Source organism: Bacillus sp. PK3_68 (assembly GCF_003600835.1).
Lineage (GTDB): Bacteria > Bacillota > Bacilli > Bacillales > Domibacillaceae > Pseudobacillus.
Genome location: NZ_NQYC01000002.1, coordinates 50228 through 72263, shown reverse-complemented (window position 1 = coordinate 72263; position 22036 = coordinate 50228). Strand labels below are relative to the sequence as shown.

Genomic DNA, 22036 nt, shown 5'->3' with positions numbered 1-22036 from the left:
TCACCTCTTTTACTTTATTGACGTTTTATTTTTCCCGAAATTCGGTTTTCTTTTTCCATGACAGCCCGCACACCTTCTTTATGATCTTCCTCTTCCATGACAAGCGCCATTTTCGATGAAATATAATCAAGTGAAGAGCGTAATGACATTTCGCTATTTTGATAGACTGCACGCTTGATGAGCTGCGTTGCCAGTTGAGGGCCGCAGGCTAAACCTTTTGCGTAGTCTGCAACTGCTTGGTCAAGTTTCTCATCTGGTACAACAAATGTAACAAGTCCGCGTTCTTTTGCTGCTTCTGCTGTCAACACTTCCCCCGTCCACAACATATGCAATGCCATATCCCGGCCGACAAGTCGCGGCAAGAAATACGCTCCACCATCTCCAGGTACGATTCCTACTTTGATATAGCTTTCAGACAATCGGGCTGATTCCGAAGCAAAACGAATATCACACATTAGAGCCATGTCAAGTCCTGCTCCAAAGGCCGCTCCATGTACTTTCGCAATCACTGGTTTATCGATTTCTTCTAACAAAAGAGGAATTCGCTGTACTTTTTTCCATAGCGAGTTCTTACGATTGATTCCTTTTGAAATATTATCTTGATCCGACTTGTAGAATCCATTACCAGCGATCAACTCCTTAATATCTCCACCAGAGCAGAAACCATTTCCTGCTCCTTGGACAATTAAAACAGAAATCTCATCTGAATCCCTCACTTTTTCAAGCGAATCAATCCATAAATCAAGCATTTCGCCACTAAACGCATTCAGTGCTTCAGGACGATTTAATGTGATTGTTGCAATTTTATTATTTATTTCAAACAGTAGATCCGGCATGTGTTTCCTCTCCTTTTACATGAGTAATCGATTCCCAAATCGTTTCTTCTCGAGCCTGATACAAACTAGCTAACTGATCAGCCCAATATGTCTCATTTCCTGCTTCTTCACGCCACGACCACAAACGACGGGTAAAATGATGAAGTTCATGTTCATATGTCATTCCAATTCCAGCATGAAGCTGGTGTGCAGCTTTTGCGACCACATTCGCGTTAGCGGATAACTCGATTTTAGCCATTGCAATTTGCTCTTTCCCTAATTCTGATGGATAAGATGAACTCGCCACAGAAAGTGTTGAATAGGCAGCAGCCACCTCGCCAGCCATTGCAGTCAGGTGATGCTGGACGGCTTGGAACTTGTGCAGAGGACGACCAAACTGATGGCGCTCTTTTGCATAAAGAGTAGATAAAGCAAGTACACTTTCCATCGCTCCTGTCATCATTGCCACACGGCTAAGCGCTAAGAATTTTGTGTAATTTTCTAAAGCCTCTTTAAAACTTAGATCTAATTTCTTTGTTTCTCCTAGATTTAAAAAGGTTAAGTTATCACGAGGCTCTGCAGCTAAATTGGCATTCTTCTCAATTTCACCTGTTGATACATTGACAATTGAATAATAAGCTTGTTGACCCTCCTGCCGGATTACAACCACTTCGTCAACATATCTTCCGTATGGAACATGTATCAACTTATACGGAGATTGAATCATAGAACTCTCTTCAGCGAAATGAACGACTCTTAATTTATCCTCCACCTCACCGTCATGTGTGGCAAGAAATTGATTGGCGTATATAACCTCAGCTAAAGGAATTGGAGCAGCGTACTTTCCAACGACGCGCAAGATAGCAAAAACGTCCTCATGATCCCCGCCGACTCCGCCTTTCTCTTCTTCAATTCCAAGTAATGTTAGCCCGGATTCTTGAATCGTTTTCCAAAGTGAACTCGCCCACTCACCTTCTTCAAAACGTTCCCGTTGTTCTTTAGTCGATAAGTCTTTTAAAATTTTTCCAGCAGTGTCTTCAATTAATGATTTCATCTCACTCATGCAGATATCACTCCTTTTCCTACTATTCCTCTGAGGATTTCAGTTGTCCCCCCACGAATAGTAAACCCTGGGCCATGTAAAATGGATTCTGCTAACAGCCTGGCATACTCATCTTCTGCATTCTTGCTTGGCACCGCTGGTAAAAGAAGCCGAATGACTTCAGCTACATGTTGCTCAAAGCTGTTGCCAAGATCTTTCACTAGCGCAGCTGCTAAGTTCACATCTTTTTTCTCTTCAAGCAGAGCTGCAATCCCTATCGACATATTACGCAGTGACCACATTCGGCTTACTAGTTTCGAAGCATCCATCAAACCTTTATGATCCTTTTTTTCTTTCAATAAACGAATCGCCTCTTCAAGCAGTGGAAATGTGCTTAAAATTCGTTCCGGACCACTTCGTTCGAATGCCAATTCAGTTAACCCTTGTGCCCAGCCATTTCCAACTTCTCCAACTACTCTGTTATCTGGAACAAACACGTTTTCAAGAAAGATTTCATTAAAATGATGTTCACCCGTTAAGAACTGAATTGGCCGAATAGTTACACCATCAGATTTAAGATCAATAATTAGCTGACTCATACCCCCATGACGATTTTTTGGATCCTGGGGAGAAGTTCGGCAAAGGGTGATCATGTAGTGCGAATGATGAGCACCAGAGGTCCATGTCTTCATTCCATTAACGACCCAGCCGCCATCCACTCTTTCAGCAGTTGTTTTTAGTGATGCTAAATCAGATCCTGAGTTTGGTTCAGAAAGACCAATGGAAAAATAACATTCACCTTTCACGATTTTTGGAATGAAAAATTCCTTCTGTTCTTCTGTTCCAAACTTTAAAAGTAACGGCCCAGATTGACGATCCGCAAACCAGTGTGATGCAACAGGAGCTCCAAAAGCCAAAAGCTCTTCTGTAACGATGTAACGGTCAATCGAGGAGCGTGCTTGCCCTCCGTATTTTTTTGGAAATGTAATCCCAATCCAGCCTTGGGCCCCAATCTTTTTCGAAAATTCCTCACTATATGCGCTCAGCCAAGAATCAGCATGTGTGTCAAATGTTCCTTTTTGTTTCTCAGCTTGTAAGAAAGAACGGACTTCTTTCCGAAACTCTTTTTGTTCTTCCGTAAATTTAAATGCCGGAAGTTGTAATTGTCTCACCACTCCTCACTCCTTTTACCGTTATAGCGTAGCCATTACGCAAACGGTGTATATTAATTCAAATTAATCTGCCTTCATTTTATTTTTTAATTTAGAATTGACAGAAAATTTCACATTAATTTATTCGTTGATTAAGAATTAGTGTATCCCATAGGCTTCGGCTAGCAGTTTAACAATATGAACAACTTTGATTTTTTCTGCCTTCCCTACGCGCCTGGCCCCTAATTTCATCTGTAAATAGCAGCGCGGATTACTTATGACGATGATATCTAGCTCCACTTTTTTAATATGATTCATCTTTTGATTCAACACTTCCATCGCTTCATTGTAGTGGACAACATTGTAGATTCCTGCCGATCCGCAGCACACATGTCCTATTTTTCAAAAAAGCGATAATCAATCCCTCATATCTGCTTTATTAATTGCTCAGGCTTATTAATGACTTTTTGAACATGCCGTAAATAATAAAATAAAAATCATATTTTTCAAACAATCCAGTATTCTTTTGAGCTAGTGAATAGTCTTTCTTTTTTCCGCTATGATGCAAAAGAGCTTCACAGACTGCTAGTTGCAGCAGTTTCACACTGTCATCATTGATTTTTAAGAACATCATATCCATAATACAGCCAACAAAAAATACAACCGTATAAGTCTTCTTCCCAATTGAAGGTAATACTTTGTATTCTCTTTCTTTTTCGGCATCTTGATCTCGGGGGCGGTGGATTCCGTTGCCTCCGCTTAACCCTGTTAGTACTATGAAATAACATACGGGATACAAATGATCGTGTGGGCAATTAAAAAACTTGTTGGTGTATCCGCAAACATCATCGGTGAAATAAATAAGCAAGGTAATCCCCAATACTAAAATTAAACAACCTGAGTCTATATCAATATAGAGCCCAGGCTGCATAATTATGCTTTTTTTATTGACTATTTGACAGGGATCAATTCACTATAAGAGTGCTTATGATTCAGTCTATATTGGGCAGCGTCAGCAGAAAACGTAAAAAATATGTTAAGAGTTATGTTTATATATCACAATGTTTTTACAATGAACAGTTGCTCTTTGAATTATTTGTTTTAATATCCATGGAAATATATTTTTCCTCTAAGTATTCGTCCAGTCCTTGATGTCCACCTTCACGGCCCTTTTATTCCTCCAAATGGTGCTTGAGCAACAGTAAGAACGGCCATATCCGGTAATCATAAAAGCCTCCTGTACAGTAATATGAATTTACTGTACAGGAGGCCTATTTCTTGTAAAGCAATAGCTGATAACATAACAAAAGATAAGTTTAATCACTCGTTTGTAAACTAAAGGCTCATATTCACTAAAATTTTACACTGACTGCGGTCTTTCGTTAATGTTTCGAAGCCTTTTTCAACAATGTCATCTAATGCAATCTCACTTGTAATAACGGCATTCCCGTCAATTATGCCACTTGCAAGCAAACGAATGACTTCTGGGAATAAACGAATATATGCATATGATCCACTGATTTTCGCTTCCGTTCTAACGATCATATTAGGATCAAAATTGACCGGTTTTTCCCACACACTTACAACTTTGAATTCACCGCCTGGGCGTACAGACCCTACGCCACTTGTAAATGTTGCTTGAACGCCTGCAGCATCATAGGCAACGTTTACTCCCCCATTTGTTTTTTCACGAATAAACGCTACAGCATCTGTATCAATTGGGTTAAGCACATATGTAGCTCCAAGTTCTAACGCCTTTTGATGACGTTCATCCGATACTTCCACTATAAAAATTTCACTTGCTCCTGCTGCTTTAACAGCTTGTAACAACAATAATCCTATTGGGCCAGCACCAAATATGGCTGCAGAATCCCCGAGCTTTAATTGACTTTGGCGGACAGCGTGAACCGCAACAGCTGTTGGCTCAACGAGTGCACCAAGCTCTAAACTCATATTTTCAGGTAAATGGAAAGTATTTTCTTGCTTCACCACTGCAAATTGGGCAAATCCACCTGAAACCGTATACCCATAGCCTTGACGTTCCGTACACAAATTTACAAATCCTCTTTGGCAATTATCACATTTTCCACAAGGAATAAGAGGTTCAACGGCTACCCGATCTCCCACTTTTGTCTTTGTTACTCCTTCTCCTACTTCTACAACTACACCCGAAAACTCATGACCTAGAACAGGCTGGGTACGCATTGGATAAATACCAGCTAAATACTCATGCATATCACTTCCACAGATACCAGCGTATTCAACTTTTACCTTTACCATTCCCTCTTCAAGGGTGGGTAATTCTGCTTCTTCTACTCGAATATCTCTTGCTCCATATATTTTTGCCGCTTTCATCTTTCCTTACCTCTTTCCTTATTCTAAAGTTGCTTGTAGTCCATTCATGATAAAGCTTACAGCCAGATCTGCTACCTGTTCAGGAGACAATTCAGATTGAGTTCGGTTCAAAAATGCGTTGTTGAGAGAATACATTAATGTTCCCATTATAAAATTAACTGCTGCATCAACCGATGGAAAATCGATCGTTTTTTTATCCTGACACTCTTGTAAAATTAAGCGAAGCTGCTCCCAGGAAGGAAGAAATACATCTGTGAGCATCTCTAATCTCGGACTATTCATTACTAACTCTTGCTGCAATATACTAACTAATTCACTTTCTTCATTTCTAAAAATAACAAACTGTCTACAAAAACTCTTAAGTGCACCTAATGAATCAGATAAATCATATTTCATATTCTCAAACAGTTGTCTAATCGGTTCAAACATCTCAAAGAAAACGTTCTCCTTCCCTCCGAAATGATAAGAAACAAGAGCCAACGAAACATTCGCCTCATTACAAATCTGTCTAACAGTTGTCCCTTCATAGCCTTTTTTCGCAAATAGCAGTTTTGCTGCTCGAAGGATTTGATCTCTTACATCTTTATTTCTGTCATTACTTCTGCTCTGTTTTAATTGACTCATCCCCTTTCACAATTTTTAATAGAGGTGTTGAGTATTTTTTGAACAACTGTTTTGAACAATTGTTCAAAATCTATTATACTCTTGTTATTTTTTATGTCAAAAATAGCATTCACCAGTTATTTGCTCAAATTGAACATGTCCCCGTAATCAATCAACTTACATCGATTACAACCAAAGTAGTAGAAGCTGCATGAAATAGCTCAGTAATTGGACGTATATCACAAAGAAACCAAATTAATCTTCTCGTGTAGAGATACCCGGGTTTTTAAAATTGTATAAGCAAATTATCTCTTAAAGTACCACTTGAATGATAATCAACATTCTTTTTGGGTGCTTCTACGGAAGTCCATTTGGAATAAGAAATCTCGTACTAAGCCCGATCTGTACAATAATCCAGTTCCACTCCTCTCGACTATAAGAAAATGTTTGTTAAATACAATGATTGCATTCTGGTTTTATATCGAAAGTTTGCAAAGCCTTTCACCTGCCGAAACAAGCCTTTTAGGTAGTTTAGAACCACTAGCAGCTGTTCTCACAACGGTCTTTTGGCTAAAAGAACCTTTTGGTTTTTTTCAATGGGCTGGTACTGCCTGTATTCTTGGGATGATATTGTTACTGGCTTTGAATAAAAATCTCCTTCCAAGACTAAGCAATCTCTAAAAAATAAAGAGCCTTTCAGAGTTAGCTAATTTCAGCAATTCTGAGGGGCTTTTTAATATAAGACTGCTTCGTAAAGTTTAGGATCATTCTTTTCAATCTCTTCTAAATTTCATCTATAAAGAGATGTGGCAATTTTCAAAAGTAAGCCACGGGTGCCTTTCCAGAAACAAGGATAATTGCTCTTTTTCCATTTTAGCCCTAAATTAAGAAAGCCTATGCTCATATAATTAATTAATAATGATTGAGCATTGTGATATAGTAAAGCTTATAAATAATGGAAAGGAGATGTTGCTTTTATGTTTAGCAACCAGAGCTTTGAGATTGTAGCAAATGGGGAGGTATGTGCAAAATAAATTATGCATAAAACCTCCCAAAAGTTATGATCTAAACTTTAGGAGGAAATGAAATTGAATAATACTGATATGAAAAATTTAGGACTTACTGAAGAATATATACAGGAGTCTAAACTATATAAAGATCTTTTTGTAGGTCGAGTTTCTTCGCAATCTAAAAATCTGTATAAGGTAATTACGGAAGATGGCGATATTGCAGCTGAAATATCTGGGAAATTTCATTATAGTGTAAAAGAACTTTCTGAATACCCTGCTGTTGGAGATTTTGTAATGGTTGACAGAACGGATAATTCACAGGGAAACGGAATTATTCATCATACACTTACACGGAAAAGTGTTTTTGCACGTAAAGTGGCAGGTTCTAGGGAAGATATTCAAATTGTTGCCACAAATATTGATACAGTTTTTATATGTATGTCGTTGAATAATGATTTTAATCTTCGCAGACTCGAACGTTACCTCTCTATTGCTTGGGACAGTGGTGCCATACCGGTTATTGTACTTACAAAATCAGATTTATGTAAAGAAATAGAGGCAAGACTTAATGAAATATCTTCTATTGCCATAGGTGTAGATGTGCTTGTTACAACAAGTGCTTTTTATGAAGGATATCAGTCCTTAAAGAAATACCTTGCCAATGGTAAGACCGTTGCGTTTATAGGATCATCTGGAGTTGGAAAATCGACCTTAATCAATTGCCTGCTTGGTCAAATTGTATTAGATACAAATGGGATAAGAACTGATGATAAGGGTAGACACACAACTACAAGACGCGAACTGATTATGCTGCCAAATTCAGGTGTTGTTATAGACACTCCAGGGATGAGAGAACTTGGGATTATTAGTGCGGATTTAATGAAATCCTTTTCTGATATTGATGAACTTGCTTATGATTGTAAATTTAATGACTGTACACATAAAAACGAGCCAAACTGTGCAGTGCAAAAAGCCATTAAAGATGGCGTCTTATCGATTGAAAGGCTAGAAAGTTATTGGAAACTAAAAAAGAAACTAAGTATGAAGGTTTAAATTCTAAAATGATTGAAAAAGAAAAGATAAATGACATGTTTCATGGTATGGGTGGCATGAAAAACGCTAGGAAATTCATCAAAGAACAAAATAGAAAAAAAAGAAGATAAAGTCTGAGAAATGTTAGATATGAAGATCGGGGTAACGGCTCATCATTGAGCTGTTACCCTATTTTATCGGATAAAATAGGGTGTATAGTGAAATGAAACCTTGTTCATTTTTAATTCGAGTAATTTACTAGAAGCTTCATGATAAAAGATTTTATTCCATTCAACAAAAACAGCTAATGAAACTAGATCGATTGGGTCGGGATGGTGATGGGATCATACTAATTAACTTTAATCTTTTTTGAATAAAAATTATAGCTAAAAAAAATCGACTTCCAAGGAGCAAAATTATATATAAAGTCGGTGTGATTTTTCGAAATTGATGTGCACAGAAACCCTTGTGTCATCAGCCTTAACCACACATTTGACTTTGCAGGTCGGGTAAGTGTAAAAGGCAAATTAACAGATGAGATTAAATAGAAAAAAGATGAATAAAAAATGAATATTCGTTCTGACAACTAGTTAAGAAAATAATAAGAAACCCAGCTAACCTTCTCATGTGAAGGCAGCTGGGTTTTAAAAGTGAAGGGGCAAAATAGAACGATTGAGAGTTTTGTGTAATAAAGTATAGCTAAGGTAAAAAAATCCTGGTTAACAAGATTTCTTATCAACCGTGATCTTAAAGCCATATTTAACGATGATATTGAAGCAGTTAAATACTTCAATCCATTTATACGTTATACCTTTAAAAGTGAATTAAATCTAAGAATTTTTAAAGGTTATTTTTTATTCAGCTACTTCACACTTTAAATTTCATAATCAATTGCTGGAGTTCTTCTGATATTTCTGCTAAAGTCGTAGACGCTTTAGAAATTTCCTCCATTGAAATTAACTGTTCTTTTGTTGCTGTTGACACGCTTTCATTACCTGCTGCTGACTCTTCGGCTACATCTTTGACTAGATTCATTGAATTAGCAACTTGTACTGTACCCGCAGACAATTCGTTAATCGCGCCAGCAACATCTTTAATTTGGGAAACGACTTCATGAATAGAGTTCTCAATCTTTTCAAACGACTCCCCGGCTTCCTGTACTACACCCAAGCCTGCTTCTACTTCTGTTGCGGCAGATTTCATGGATTGCAATGTTTGGCCTGTATTGTCTTGAATAACTTGTATTAAGTTGGTTATTTGCTCGGCCGATGCTGCTGATTGTTCGGCAAGCTTTCGCACTTCATCTGCAACTACAGCAAATCCTTTCCCTGCTTCCCCTGCTCTGGCTGCCTCGATGGCAGCATTTAAGGCAAGAAGATTCGTTTGACCGGCAATAGCTGTAATCACTTCATTAATTCTCCCAATTTCACTTGAGCTTTCACTCAGCCCTTTTATAGAAACGTCTAATCCCATCACATTTTCATTGATTGAATTCATCTGTTGGACAACCTTTTCAATCGATTGCTTTCCTTCAGAAGACATTTCAGAAGTTTGGGCAACCTTTTGTGACACTTGCTTAGCATTTACAGTGATTTTTTCCGCATGTTCCGCCATCTCATTAATAATTCGTGTGCTCTCTTCCACACTTCGCAGTTGGCGGTTTGAGCCTTTCGCCAGTTCTTCAATATTTGTAGATACACTTTCTCCTGCCTGGCTGTTTTGCTCAGCACTTGCACTCAACTCTTCAGAGGAAGCTGCAACCAATTCGGATGTCACACTTACGGTTTTAATAATTTGTTTTAATCCATTAATCATATTATTAAAAGATCGTACTAGCTGACCTATTTCATCTTTAGAACGATAGTTCCCCTCGATTGTAAAATCGCCATCCTCCGCTTTGGACATTAAAGTTTGAATTTGTTTGATTGGATTTACAATGATTCGAGTAATTATCCATCCGATTAAGATTAAAACAGCAACCCCTAGTAATCCAACTGTAGCTGAAACGACTGTGGCTGTTTTCATCCTCTCATTATTTTTCTCTTTCACGTTATTGGCTAACTGTTCATTGAAATTTTGCAGATCATTAATTGCTTGATTAATTTCCTGACGTTGAGTCAGATTTTTATAAAGTCCGTAGGCTTCCGCATCTTTGCCCTGAGCAGCTAAATCGAGCACTTTCTGCCTCGATTTTTGAAGATCAGCTACACTTGTTTGAAAGGACTTCAATCCTTGTCTTTCCTCAGGATATAAATCCAATTTTTCATACTGCTGTATCCATTCATCGTTTTCATTTGCCGCCTTGCCAATATTCTCCATAAGTTCATCGTATTTAGCAGGATCTTTGGTCATAATTGCTTCCAGTGTAAAAGAATCGATAGCATGGTTATTTGCATTTACCTGCCCTAACCAATCAATTGGTTGCAAATAATCTGTATACATCTTTGTTGATCCCTCTGCCATATCTTTCATATTTTTATAGCCGACTATGCCGACTATGCTCGTAATTAGAGCTGAAATGACAATCAATAGCAACAGCTTTTTTGATATCTTTAAATTTCGCAGAAACCTCATCATCTTTCTCCTTTTAAAGCTTTTTATTACGTTATATCGGATACTTTATTAATAAAGTGAAGAAGAAATTTTATCTTTTCAATACTTTTGTAGCTCTCTTCAACTCAATACGGGGCTGTCAGGAAATTTAAGAAGCATGCATACTCGCTTTAAGTATAGGTGATTTATATTTGAATTATGCACAATTTGAATACAACGTATTAATTCTTAATAGAATGTTTTCTTTGCGCTCACTTCAAACAACCAGTGAACAAGCTTTACTCGTTTTTTCAAACTTATCCTGCAAATTAGTGGTCCTTTTATAGAATGCTCTGACACCATTGTCAGCAGAAGAAAAATAAAACGGCCGCAGTTTAGACAGCGGCCGTGACTTACTATATGACTCATTGGAACATGAAAATTCCAGATTATTAGTATAGAGAATAATCAACAAAGATATTTCAAGCTCTAATAAAGAAATACAAATCCTGGTTATCCTTATAGGGTTCTTTTGCCATGCTATAGCCATGCTTCACCACTTCTTCAGGCACGTTCCGAAAAGAAGCAGGGCAATCAGCAATGACTTGAAGTATCTCTCCCTTTTCCATGTCTTTTAAGGTTTCCAAAGAATAAATAACCGGGAAAGGGCAAGGTTCGCCCCTAAGATCAAGAGTGTAATCGATATTCATTATGCTTATTTCCTCCTTTTTTCAGTCCAGTTCCAAAGCGATAGTTTTTCTCCCAAAATACGGCTGTTCCATACCATACAGTGAGCATAAGGAGCGTAATGACAAATGCCGGAATTGCACCCATTTCTGCAATTAAGTTAATTGGTGTGCCCATCTTCACTACAGCATTATAAATACCTAAATGATCCCATCCATAGGAAAGGACTGTAGCTCCAATAATGTTTCCAGCAAAAACAAATAGATATAATACTTGGCCTTCCATGACTCGGTACATCATCCCTGTTTCGCATCCACCTGCTAAGACAATGCCTAGACCAAATAATACACCGCCAATAAAAGTGCTTGGCGCTGCGATTTTCGTTATGGGCTCAAGTCCATAAAGGAATATGATGATAAAGGTAAGTAATGTGCTAACGCCAATTCCAACAGCAATCGCTTTTGTCATCGTTGCTCTTCCACTCACCCATAAATCACGGAAAGCAGAAGTAAAGCAGATCTGTCCTCTTTCTATTAAAACACCAAAAGCTGCGCCGAATATAGCCGCGATTCCTAGTGACGGCTTACCTGAAACAAAAAAGTATCCGATAAGGCCTATATATATAAGTGCTACCGTCGTGCCAATAAAGGGCTGAATGTTTCTTTTCCTATTTGTATAGGTTGCGGTATTGCCCTTATTTAGAGTTGGCTTGCCTTTCCACCAACGGGTGTTCACAATTTTAAATCCAATATAGGTGCCAATAATAGTTGCAGCCATGAATATCCAAGAATGAAAAGAGAACTGCGGCACACCCGTAAAAAAGGCAGCCAGATTACAGCCAAGTGCCAAACGTGCTCCAAATCCAGCAATTATCCCTCCAATCAGGCCTTGTACTAATCGTCTTTTCTGCTTAGGGATGCGAATTTTAAAATTGCTGCTTAAGAGGATGGTAATGAATGCACCGATAAACATCCCCCACACGATCCATCCGTCTGTTCTTTCAAGCGTAGAACCATTCATACCGATAAGATTAAAATAGGCCCAACTGGATATATCCACTCCGAAAAGTTCCAAAATATGGCCACCCAATCGTGTAAATTCTCCTGTCACTGCCCAGACCGTGTTAGTAAGTCCAAAGTAGAGGGCACTTAAAATTCCCGCAATCCCTATTGCCCAATAAGGATTCCAGTAAGAGTCAAATGCTTTTTCAACCAAACTTTTCACAATGCTTCTCCCCCTACACTTTTATTTCAACGTGTGCCTTTTTTGCTGAAAAAATGCTAGAAAACTCTTTAATGATAGGCTCATTTGTTTTGTTAGTTAGGGTTGCTAAATAAAAGTTTCGCTTGAAAGGTTCCAATTTCTCCGCAATTTGAATACGTCCACTCTTAGCTGCGGGAAGTGCTGCTAATTCGGACACACAGCTAATACCCACTCCCGCTTCAACAGAGGCTATTAATGCCTCTGTACTTCCAACATTCACAACAGAATGGAGATCAAGCATTTGGATTCCATATTTATTTAGATACTCTTCCATCACTTTGCGAGTTCCAGATCCCTCTTCCCTTAACACGAAATTACAATTTTTCAGAATATCGCTGCTTAAATTATCATAATTAGATAAAGGATGTTTGTTTGGTGTGATAAATACAAGGGAGTCGGAAGCAATTACTGTGGACGTAATTTTATTCGAGTCAGGTTTAATCCCGACTATACCAATATCTACTTGATTATTTATCACTTTTGCAATAGTCTTCTCCGAATCACTAATATCCACAGTAACTTTAACGTTTGGAAACAATCGGTTGAATTCATGAATGCATTGTGGGATAAGATAAGTTCCAGGAATTGTGCTTGCACCAATTACTAAATTTCCTGTCAATGTTTGATAAAACTTTTTGACTCCATCTTCCAATTCTCGCCACTGTTTCAAGATGTTTTTTGCTTTTTGATATACAAAATGTCCAGCCGGAGTCGTGCGAATAACGGATGAATACCGATCATAAAGAGGAAGGTTGAAATCGCTTTCTAAACTTTTAATTTGTTGACTAACCGCAGGTTGTGTGCATCCAAGTTGAGCCGCTACTTCGGAAAAGCTTTTCTTTTCGATCAGTAATACAAATACTTCAAGTTTTCTAAGATTCATTGAATATCTCGAATGCATCGGAATTCTCCTATTCTACTAGGCTACTAAAACTTGTCCGTAAATATTTAGCTGCTGCTACCATCGTACTCAGCTTTTCTTTTGCCTTTTCTGCTGTATTCATTGGTCGTTGAGCAAATGTACCAAAGCCACAATCTGGATTAAGAAAAATATTCATAGGATTCGTAAAGCGATTTAGCTCTTGAATCTTTTTAACAATCTCTTCGACATTCTCAATATCTGTAGTTCGCGGATTTACGACACCTAAGCCGATCTCTTTATCCTTTATCTCCTTTAAAATAGCTAATTCACCTGCGCGGGGAGTTGCATATTCTAGTATTAATTGATCTACGTCCATTTGATTTAGATAGGGAATCAATGGAGAATAAGGGCCTTTTAGCAAAACCGATTCTTGTGTACTCCAGTTCCCCCTACAAATGTGAATACCAATACGCGTTTTTTTCCTATCTAATCCTTTTGTTAATTGGTTTATCAAATTTGTAGCAAATTGTAGTTCCTCTTCTGTATCCGCCTTTGCTGTTAATGCACCACACATAAATGTACGGTTTGCATTCTTCTTTGTAAACACAAGCTCTGTTAAAACAGGCTCGTCTAACTGAATAAAGTCAACGCCAGCATCTATTAGTTCTATTACTTCCTCTCGTAGAACGTTTATAACATCTTTCGCTAAGTCTTCCTTCGTTGGATAAGTATCTCTAGATAGGTCCTCTACCCACATGGATCGAGTTAATAAATAAGGCCCAGGTAATGCGATTTTAATTTGTTTATCCGTGTGCTTTCTTAAAAAAAGATATTCATCTAGAGCAATAGGCTGACGCCTTCTAATCTTTCCAACTGCTGCGGGATTGGATAAAGAGAAGGCAGGCACATCCAGTGTACCGAGAATCTCTTCAAAACTTGCTTTATCTTCTACATAATTTAATAACTCTGCAACCGTCATCATTTTTACATTTTCTAATTTCTCGGCAACAAAAGAAATAAAATTATCACGGCGCTGCTCACCATCTGAAACAATCTCAATACCTGCTTGTTCTTGATAAGCCAAACAGTTTAATACTGCTTCATCAGCGACCTTATTAAATTCATCCCGTCCAATTCGTCCAGCTCGTTTTGCATTAAGAGCCCTCAACAACTCTTTTGATCTGGGCCAACTGCCGACGACTGTTGTGGGGAATAAAGGTGTGTTCATCAAGATTCTCCTTTATAAAATAATGGATAATTTTATATTGATATTAATACTCTCTTTAAGTGTTCGATAAATAGGTGAGCGATCCAGTGTTTTTTCAAAAATCCTATGAAGCTTTTCCTCATCATCTGGTGAAGATACATATAAGATCCCTGATATCTTCGAAAAACCCGGATGTCCTTTATCCTCTACACCTAAACTGTATAATACATTATCTAATTTTCCGTTCATCGTACACTCCGTATTATCTAGGATGATATTATTTTGAGAGGCAAGGCTTTTAAATCCGACTGTTATACAGGAAGCAAGGGAAGCGAGGAGATAATCAGTGGCACTTGGTGCTGTTACCTTCGAACTAAACTCCGCAGGCTGTCCAACTTGAAATGAGTGATTTCTTGCGAAGACCTTCACCTGCATACCTTTTTCGCCTTGCACACGAACCGTCCACCGATATCCCTTTGCTGCTTCCTGATCTTTATCAAGTGTTGAAGCAGACTCTCCTTTCCTGACAAAATAGGAGGCACCTAATTCATTTTCTTTTTTTCCTAAAAACTCATGCCTGACCATACGGCACCAGGCTGGAAGATCCTCTTCAACCGTAGATTCCCTGCTGCGAATTTCTAAGATGTCCCCTTTCTTCAAAGGATCCATATGTTTTTTTATGATTAGGAGAAGACCTGAACCGCAGTCCAAATCTCCCCCATCACACGTAGCAATAGGCTTTTCCAAAAGAGTCTTCCTCCTAATATGTAATCGAAGCGGCACCTTGGGAGATAAATTCAACGAGTTTCGCTCCTCCTACAATTTTTGCTCCTTCTAAAGTATTCGATTCTGTATATCCCCGCTTTTTGAAGCAAGGGCTACAAATCCAAATATCGCCGCCAGCCTCTTGAAATAATTGCATTAGCTCCTTTAATGGCGCAAACCCTTCCTCATGAATTTCCTCAGCATATCCTTTAGCACCAAGGTGAGCCCCTTCTACATTTAAAAATACAACCGTTTCTTTTCCTGAGGCTATGGCGGCGTTTGCGATAACAAACCCTACGGTAGCCCGGTCTGGATCATCCTTTGCATGTGTCACACTCACAACAAATTTTTCAGCCATATAAAATCCTCCTCAAATAGACCTGTGCTTACCAAGTAAACATAACTTGTTTTTATACGATAGATAACTTTTCCTTATAATGAAGGCGTATATTTGGTAATCAAGGTTATAATTTAACTATACTTAATTATAGTTTTTAAATTTACAATTGTAAACATTATTTTGAAAATTTAGTTATTTTAGGGATTATTTCCTTTAATTATTCTTTATTTATATGTGTGGTCTATCTGTTAAACATCTGAGAAGAATAAACTCAGCTGCTTATCAAAGATTCGTATCAATCGAAACCTGTTCGGTACTTATGTCTATTGTTTTTCACACAGACATTTTATAGACTTCAAAGCTCTATCTCATCAAAAGCTTGATTCTCTTATAAATCATTTTCAGATGGAATTTAATTACATTTAATTTTTTGTATAAAATAATGGGTTTCACGTTTATAATCTTTTTGTTCCAGTAAACGATGCTCTTGTAAACGACACCAAGCTGGAATATCTTCCTTGGCTCCCGGATCATAAGAAATGACTTTGATAATCTCCCCCTTTTTCATTTTTTTTATAGTTAAAAACAACTTCATTATTAGTTCTCCGCACCCCGTAGGCCCAGCATCATAAAGAATATCTTCTTTAAAATTGCTCATATTTCATCCCTCTACTTTAAATTTAAATACTGCCATAGAAATAAACCATGTGTCGTTCCTATTTTTAAATAGAAGAATATGAGGAAAACATCGCCCCAATTACTAGACGTTGTCACATACTTCCATGTGCTTGTCATTCTCTCTATCTAAATTAATATAGTTTAACAACTGGCTCTTTATTAGCTAATAATGACTGATCTTCCATTGCTTCATAAATGACATTATAACCTTCTATTCCTTCACCTTCTGCAGTAACCCATTCGTTTAACCCTTCCAATTCCATCAGTTTACGAATGTCTGCTTGATTAGGGTCCATAGCTAATAAAAGATTAGTAAATTTCTGCGCTAAGTCATTCTGAAAATCAGGTAATACCGTGAAGTTGCAATGGGAATAGCCCGGCGATGTCCAAATCCCTTTAATTTCATTTGTATTAACCAGACCTTGCTCTATCATTCTAATCCAGGTTGATTCACCAACAGCTCCTGCATCGACTTCACCTTCTTTTAACGCACGCAAAACTTCATATTCACTTGTACCAGTGTCGCCGTGTTTGCCTACATCTAAATCAAACCTAGTAAGTTGAATGTCTTTCTCTGGATCTAGCCCATTTTTTTTGAGAAAATGGTAAGGAAGAATCGCTGCCTGTCCAGAGTCTGCACTTCCAAAAGCAACTTTCTTGCCATATAGGTCGCTAAGTGATTGAATACCTCTATCTGTCCTTGCAATAATCTTCGTTGTAAAGTTAATATCAGTATCCCTCATAGCCAAAACCTTCGCTTTTCCGTCCAAAGCATTTTGAACTCTCACATATGCGATATTCGTATTCCAGGCAATATCGATAAAACCATTTAATAGAGAATCAACTTGAGCCTCGTAATTGGAAAACAACACGTAATCAACCGGAAAATTATTCTCTTGAAAGTAGCTTCTCATCATATCCCATATTGTTACTACTTTAGGATCATAAGCCACTGCACCTATAGTTAATGTCTGCTGGTTTTTACTCATATAAACTCTCCCACCTTAATAATTTGTTTTTTAGAACAAAGGAATGCCCGCAACCGATTTACCAACCCATTCTTTTAATGTCTCCGAAGTTGGAGCCATCACTGAACCGGCTCTTGCATCCCTTAAAAACCTTTCTACTGGAAGAGCAGCTGTGTAACCTTGCCCTCCACAAACTTGCATAGCCTGATTTGTCACTTTTTGAGCAATTTCGCAAGCTAAAATTTTTGATTGCATGACATTAAGAACGGCACCTTCCTCTTTGTCAACTGCAGCTTGGGCAGCACTTTTAATAAATAAGGAAGCAGATTCAACTGCACCATACATCTCGGATAGGTAAAATTGAATAGCTTGAATTTCCGCTAAAGATCGTCCATCTGCGTACCTTCTTTTTTTCGCATGATCGAGGGCAGCACGGTACGCACCCCTGGCTAGGCCGACATTAGCTCCAGCAACACCGATAATAAAAGTAGGGGCAACAACCTCGAATACTAAATCCATTCCATCGCCCTCAGAACCTATTAAATTTGCTTGAGGAACTAAAACATTTTTCATCTCAACAGTGATGCTATTGTTTCCACTAAAACCGATGCCTTCCCATTTCCCTTTAAACTCTATTCCTGGTTGATCGGTGTCAACGATAATCATATCCAATTTATTTTCTGAAACAGAATTAGTTAAAATGATTAAAAAGTCTGCTTGCTCTCCGTTAGTAACGAAGCTCTTCTTTCCATTTAGAATGTAGTGACCATCTCTATATTGTGCTTTTATTGTTGGATTGTAAAAATGTGCCCCGGTACCACTTTCACTAAAGGCTAAAGTACCGATTTTGTTCCCTTTAGCTATTTCTCTAAGATAGTATTCCTTTTGAGAATCATTTGCCCTAGAAACGATTGCCATAGTGCCGCATGAATGCATCTGGAAGCACATAGCTGTTGAACCGCAGCTTTCAGCAAGAATTTCGGTAATCGCAGCAAGATCAGCAAGTGATCCCCCTAGCCCACCCAGGTTCTTTGGTACTAGTAAACCTAGAAGTCCTGTCTTCGCAAAGACTTCGAATGCTTCAGTAGGGAACCTTCTTTGCTGATCAATTTCGCTTGCCAATGGCAGAACCACTTCTTTGGCAATCTGTTTAGTCATTTCAATTACATTTTCTCTTGTAATTACTGTCACTTTTCATACCCCTCTCTTTATTTAGCAGTTTTATATTATTGATGCATTTACATAAAGTTTTCAGTATGGCTTTTAGATATTGTCTGAGCTGTTTCAAGGTCTAGTCCTATTTGGAGCATTCGTTGAATTCGATGCTCATACATGATTTCATGTAATCGCTCTACCTTTTTAAATCCTTTTTTTAATTGTTCCGGAGAACGGCCCCCTCCAGCTAAAATTGCTAATGCTTCCATTAAAAATGAATTTTCATTAGTACCTGAACCATTTAAATATTTATTTCGTTCTTCTGCTGCTTCAATAAGAGATTGAATAGCTTTCGGGTTCTTCTCTATAATATGTCGTACGTGTCCTATCCCATAAGAAACATGACGTCCTTCATCGATTTTCGCCAGATGAACAATTTTACGTGTTACAGGATCCGGGGCATAATCCTCGATAAAATTAAGCAGATCTAGAAAAGTACCTTCCCCCAGGACATGTAGAAGAAAAGATGATTGAAAATAATTTTCTTGTATAAACAGGCTGTGCAATGATCTCTCAGTAAGTGACGAAGAGTATTGAAGCCCTCCGCCATTGGCCAATGCTCTTTTCACAAATGCTTCAATATGCCTTGCTTCATCTTGTACTAAGGTTGATAAATACATCATTACCTCAATATAATGCGGGTTAATTTGAGCCATGTACTTCGCTGGAATGTACAATGCAGAATATTCGTTTTCAGCCAAAAAAGTCATAATCTGACACACAGCCCACTCTAATTCATCTGGCAGTTCAGTCAACTCTTGCCATGGAACATCCGTTGTTGCGTTCCATTGGTTTTCTTTAGCTTGTTCATAGAGAGCTGTTATATTGTCTGCCCAGACCTCATCCTTACTGTTAAGTTTGTAACCGAAATCGGGAATTCCCGATTCAGCAGCTGCTCCCCTAGGTACAAAACCAATATAAGAAGGGGCGTGATCAAGAACATCCCCAAACCGCCCTTGAAACCAATCACGAATATCTATTCTCTCTCCTTTTCTTAATGGAATTTTGATCCCCCAGTCGGGTGTTCCATTCATCGAAGAATTTCCTTTTCGAATCAGATGTCGATAATGATTTCCTGCATCTAATGCCATTAAAAATTCATATTTATGTATGCGACACCAGCTTTGTAAATCGTCTTTTATATTTGGCAAGTAGGTTGTAACCTCTAGGATTCTATTTTCCTGCAATCGTTCTAAAGCATTTCTTATAAGAAGAAAAAAGTTTGAACTGACAGGCAAATCTCCCAAATTAAGTTCTTCATTCGGTGTAACTCCAACTATCTCATAATCCTTGTCTAGATCATTCACTCACATGCCCCTCCTTAAATTAAAGTAAGAATAGACTGAACTAATTAAATATTCAGTTAATTATATTTTGTTATACGAATCATAACATCTTATTATCTTGATTACAATATAAACTTGTTTTTGAATTAGCATTATGAATAATAGTTTCTGTTTGATAAACACAAGAAAAAAGCGAAACTTTGCAGGTTTGAGAACACCGCCCGAGTTTCACTTTTTACGTAAGAAAATTCATGCTAATTATTAAGCAATATCTTCTTTTCCATTGTTTAAATTGCGCAATGGCATTGGTGGACACTTATGCCTAGTTAAGTAAGAGACAATTAAAATTGCGGCCAGTCCTGAAAGCATCGCAAATGTACGGAATGGGAAAAGCACTGCATCATCTTCTATCATTGGATATGGAAGAATAGGCGACAATCCGAGTAATGGCTCTCCCCCTCCAACTCTTAATATAAAAGCTATTACAAAGCCAGATAACGCCCCGTACCAGTTCGCCCATTTGTAGTATAAGGCACACGTTAACTGAGGAAATAAAATACAATAAACCATATCACTTGATAAATACCATAGTGCATACACGCTTTTGGAGTTTAAAGCAATCAAAGTTGCCCCTACTCCTACAATTATAATAGTACGTTTAATCACCTTTTGTAATTGTTGTGGACTTGCCGATGGTTTAACTAACGGGCGGTAAACATTCCATGACGCCATCCCTGATGCAGATAAAAGAGAGGCTGCAACCGCTGCCAGCACTGCCGCAGCTAGTCCGCCAAGTGCTATTGCACCAACGAGTTCAGGTGTCATAAACTTGAAAACATAAGTTAAAATCATAGATGAGTTTTCAGGCGCTGTTGTACCTAAAGCAGCCCAATCAGCATTGAATCCAGCTATACCTATCAGTACCGGTGGAATAGCACATAAGATACAGAATAGGCCTGCCGAAATGGATAACCACATTGCAACACTTTCATTCTTCGCAGAAAGAACGCGCTGAAAATAGATCTGCCAAGGAATTCCTCCGAATACCAGCAATAAAGCATAGTCCCACCAATGCCAATATAAATTTCCCCATGCCGGATCCTTCCAGCCTGCTAACGGAGGGAAAAGGCTCATAGTTCCTTGCATTCCAGAAGCATAATTGTCAAATGCAGTCTGAAATCCGCCAACATGCGAAAAAGCAAATGGTAATACTAAAAGTAAACCGAAGAACATAATAGAAATCTGTAAAACATCCGTGTGGGCAATTGCCCAAAGACCTCCTGCAACTGTATAAGCAACAGCAACAATAGCTGATATGATAATTGAAACAGTAAAACTTAAACCAAGAATTACACTAAATGTTGTACCCAAAGCAGTTAGCATTGCTGCACTCCAAAATAATTCGCCTAAAAGTGAAGGGAAATATAGAAGTCCAGCTACTTTTCTTCCAAAACGGGACTCTAATGGGTCTAACATAGTCATAAACTCCACACGCCGCATCTTACGGGCATAAAACAATCCTCCAATAATTAAGCTAAGTCCATAGGCCCATGGTGCTTGTGTCCATACAAATCCAGAGGCGTGTATCGTTTCAGCTGTACCCGCTATATAACCACCGCCGACCCAAGTTGCTGTCATAGTAAACATAGAGAGCCAAAGAGGCATCGATCTGCCTGCAACAAGCATATCATCTGTTTTTCCTCGCTTATTTTCTACTGCCCGTGCTCCTATATAATAGAATAAACAGTAGAGTGATAACATGATCAGCAGTCCAGGCCAATAAACTTCTTTTTTTGTTAAAAGCGAGTAGCTAACTATAAAACTAGTGAATACAATGAAGCCGGCAACCGTTATTTTTAGTGGAGTCCAAAATACTTTTTTGGAGACTACTATGTCCCCCGCCTCTATACTGAGGTCATTCTGTACCTCTTGATCTGCCGTTTTCCTAGCCTCACTCATTACAATACCACTCCCTCTGTATTTTGAATAAAAACCCGTATTTTTAAATAGTTAAAAATGTTTGGCGTTTCATAAGTTTTATGTTATGATGAAAATAACTTTATCTTATGCATTCTTTTAGTGTTGGGAAGTTTGAAAGTAGATCTAGGTGGCTAGTTTTTTAATTGTCTTTAGATGAACTATCTCAATAAAAATGTGATCAATTTTTATTTGTGTTAATAAAAACAAATAATGCTCGTCTTATTAGGAATTTTTTGAAGTGAGAG

General features: G+C 38.1%; 21 protein-coding genes and 1 pseudogene. 3 read left to right on the top strand and 19 right to left on the bottom strand.

Annotated features, from left to right (window positions below; all coding sequences use genetic code 11):
- Positions 1-14: 14 nt before the first annotated feature.
- From CJ483_RS22565 to CJ483_RS22535, 7 genes are all read right to left on the bottom strand, one after another.
- Entirely contained in the window at positions 15-836 is an 822-nt protein-coding gene (locus CJ483_RS22565; protein WP_120038343.1) for an enoyl-CoA hydratase/isomerase family protein, read from the bottom strand.
- The gene (locus tag CJ483_RS22560; RefSeq protein ID WP_120038340.1) at positions 817-1878 is read right to left on the bottom strand and encodes an acyl-CoA dehydrogenase family protein; all 1062 of its coding nucleotides are present in this window, start codon (positions 1876-1878) and stop codon (positions 817-819) included. Before CJ483_RS22560 ends, CJ483_RS22565 begins: the two co-directional genes overlap by 20 nt.
- The gene (locus CJ483_RS22555) at positions 1875-3029 is read right to left on the bottom strand and encodes an acyl-CoA dehydrogenase family protein (protein WP_120038338.1); all 1155 of its coding nucleotides are present in this window, start codon (positions 3027-3029) and stop codon (positions 1875-1877) included. The genes CJ483_RS22560 and CJ483_RS22555 overlap by 4 nt, the downstream gene beginning before the upstream one ends.
- 138 nt (positions 3030-3167) lie before the next feature.
- Complete coding sequence (locus tag CJ483_RS22550; RefSeq protein WP_182917188.1) at positions 3168-3398, bottom strand: heterodisulfide reductase-related iron-sulfur binding cluster; 231 nt, start codon at positions 3396-3398, stop codon at positions 3168-3170.
- A 49-nt stretch (positions 3399-3447) separates the two neighbouring features.
- On the bottom strand, positions 3448-3939 hold the full coding sequence (locus CJ483_RS25290; RefSeq protein WP_259455839.1) for a hypothetical protein: 492 nt from the start codon (positions 3937-3939) through the stop codon (positions 3448-3450).
- 404 nt (positions 3940-4343) lie between these two features.
- Positions 4344-5363 carry a 2,3-butanediol dehydrogenase gene (locus CJ483_RS22540; RefSeq protein ID WP_120038334.1) on the bottom strand — a complete coding sequence of 340 codons (1020 nt, stop codon included), beginning with the start codon at positions 5361-5363 and terminating at the stop codon, positions 4344-4346.
- 18 nt (positions 5364-5381) lie between these two features.
- Positions 5382-5987, bottom strand: coding sequence for a TetR/AcrR family transcriptional regulator (locus CJ483_RS22535; RefSeq protein WP_120038333.1), 606 nt, complete (start codon positions 5985-5987; stop codon positions 5382-5384).
- Positions 5988-6025: 38 nt separating this feature from the next.
- On the opposite strand from CJ483_RS22535, the gene CJ483_RS24700 reads away from it, so the two are divergent.
- The 3 genes and pseudogenes from CJ483_RS24700 to rsgA all read left to right on the top strand — a co-directional run bounded on the left by CJ483_RS24700 (position 6026) and on the right by rsgA (position 8029).
- Positions 6026-6181, top strand: a complete 156-nt coding sequence (locus CJ483_RS24700; protein ID WP_182917187.1) for a hypothetical protein — start codon at positions 6026-6028, stop codon at positions 6179-6181.
- A 232-nt stretch (positions 6182-6413) separates the two neighbouring features.
- Positions 6414-6647, top strand: a pseudogene (locus tag CJ483_RS22530) (EamA family transporter); the annotation flags it as partial.
- Between the two features lie 407 nt (positions 6648-7054).
- On the top strand, positions 7055-8029 hold the full coding sequence (gene rsgA, locus CJ483_RS22525; RefSeq protein WP_259455838.1) for a ribosome small subunit-dependent GTPase A: 975 nt from the start codon (positions 7055-7057) through the stop codon (positions 8027-8029).
- An 846-nt stretch (positions 8030-8875) separates the two neighbouring features.
- Here rsgA and CJ483_RS22520 read toward each other — a convergent pair.
- The 12 genes from CJ483_RS22520 to CJ483_RS22465 form a co-directional block, all read right to left on the bottom strand.
- Complete coding sequence (locus CJ483_RS22520) at positions 8876-10582, bottom strand: methyl-accepting chemotaxis protein (protein WP_182917186.1); 1707 nt, start codon at positions 10580-10582, stop codon at positions 8876-8878.
- A gap of 440 nt (positions 10583-11022) precedes the next feature.
- Positions 11023-11250, bottom strand: coding sequence for a sulfurtransferase-like selenium metabolism protein YedF (gene yedF, locus CJ483_RS22515; protein ID WP_120038329.1), 228 nt, complete (start codon positions 11248-11250; stop codon positions 11023-11025).
- A complete protein-coding gene (gene yedE / locus CJ483_RS22510) occupies positions 11228-12451 on the bottom strand; it encodes a selenium metabolism membrane protein YedE/FdhT (protein WP_120038327.1) in 1224 nt (407 codons plus the stop codon). The genes yedF and yedE overlap by 23 nt, the downstream gene beginning before the upstream one ends.
- Before the next feature lie 13 nt (positions 12452-12464).
- Entirely contained in the window at positions 12465-13391 is a 927-nt protein-coding gene (locus CJ483_RS22505) for a selenium metabolism-associated LysR family transcriptional regulator (RefSeq protein ID WP_120038325.1), read from the bottom strand.
- Between the two features lie 10 nt (positions 13392-13401).
- Entirely contained in the window at positions 13402-14580 is a 1179-nt protein-coding gene (locus CJ483_RS22500; protein ID WP_120038323.1) for a cobalamin-independent methionine synthase II family protein, read from the bottom strand.
- A gap of 12 nt (positions 14581-14592) precedes the next feature.
- Positions 14593-15306, bottom strand: coding sequence for a sulfurtransferase TusA family protein (locus CJ483_RS22495; protein WP_120038321.1), 714 nt, complete (start codon positions 15304-15306; stop codon positions 14593-14595).
- A 13-nt stretch (positions 15307-15319) separates the two neighbouring features.
- Complete coding sequence (locus CJ483_RS22490) at positions 15320-15682, bottom strand: DsrE family protein (protein WP_120038319.1); 363 nt, start codon at positions 15680-15682, stop codon at positions 15320-15322.
- Positions 15683-16076: 394 nt separating this feature from the next.
- The gene (locus CJ483_RS22485) at positions 16077-16322 is read right to left on the bottom strand and encodes a sulfurtransferase TusA family protein (RefSeq protein ID WP_120038317.1); all 246 of its coding nucleotides are present in this window, start codon (positions 16320-16322) and stop codon (positions 16077-16079) included.
- A gap of 151 nt (positions 16323-16473) precedes the next feature.
- The gene (locus tag CJ483_RS22480) at positions 16474-17331 is read right to left on the bottom strand and encodes a phosphate/phosphite/phosphonate ABC transporter substrate-binding protein (RefSeq protein WP_120038315.1); all 858 of its coding nucleotides are present in this window, start codon (positions 17329-17331) and stop codon (positions 16474-16476) included.
- A gap of 30 nt (positions 17332-17361) precedes the next feature.
- Positions 17362-18501, bottom strand: coding sequence for an acyl-CoA dehydrogenase family protein (locus CJ483_RS22475; protein ID WP_120038313.1), 1140 nt, complete (start codon positions 18499-18501; stop codon positions 17362-17364).
- Between the two features lie 47 nt (positions 18502-18548).
- A complete protein-coding gene (locus CJ483_RS22470; protein WP_120038311.1) occupies positions 18549-19832 on the bottom strand; it encodes a DUF455 domain-containing protein in 1284 nt (427 codons plus the stop codon).
- Positions 19833-20072: 240 nt separating this feature from the next.
- Positions 20073-21770: a high affinity choline transporter 1 gene (locus CJ483_RS22465; protein WP_120038309.1), complete on the bottom strand. Its 1698-nt coding sequence runs from the start codon at positions 21768-21770 to the stop codon at positions 20073-20075.
- Between the last annotated feature and the right edge of the window lie 266 nt (positions 21771-22036).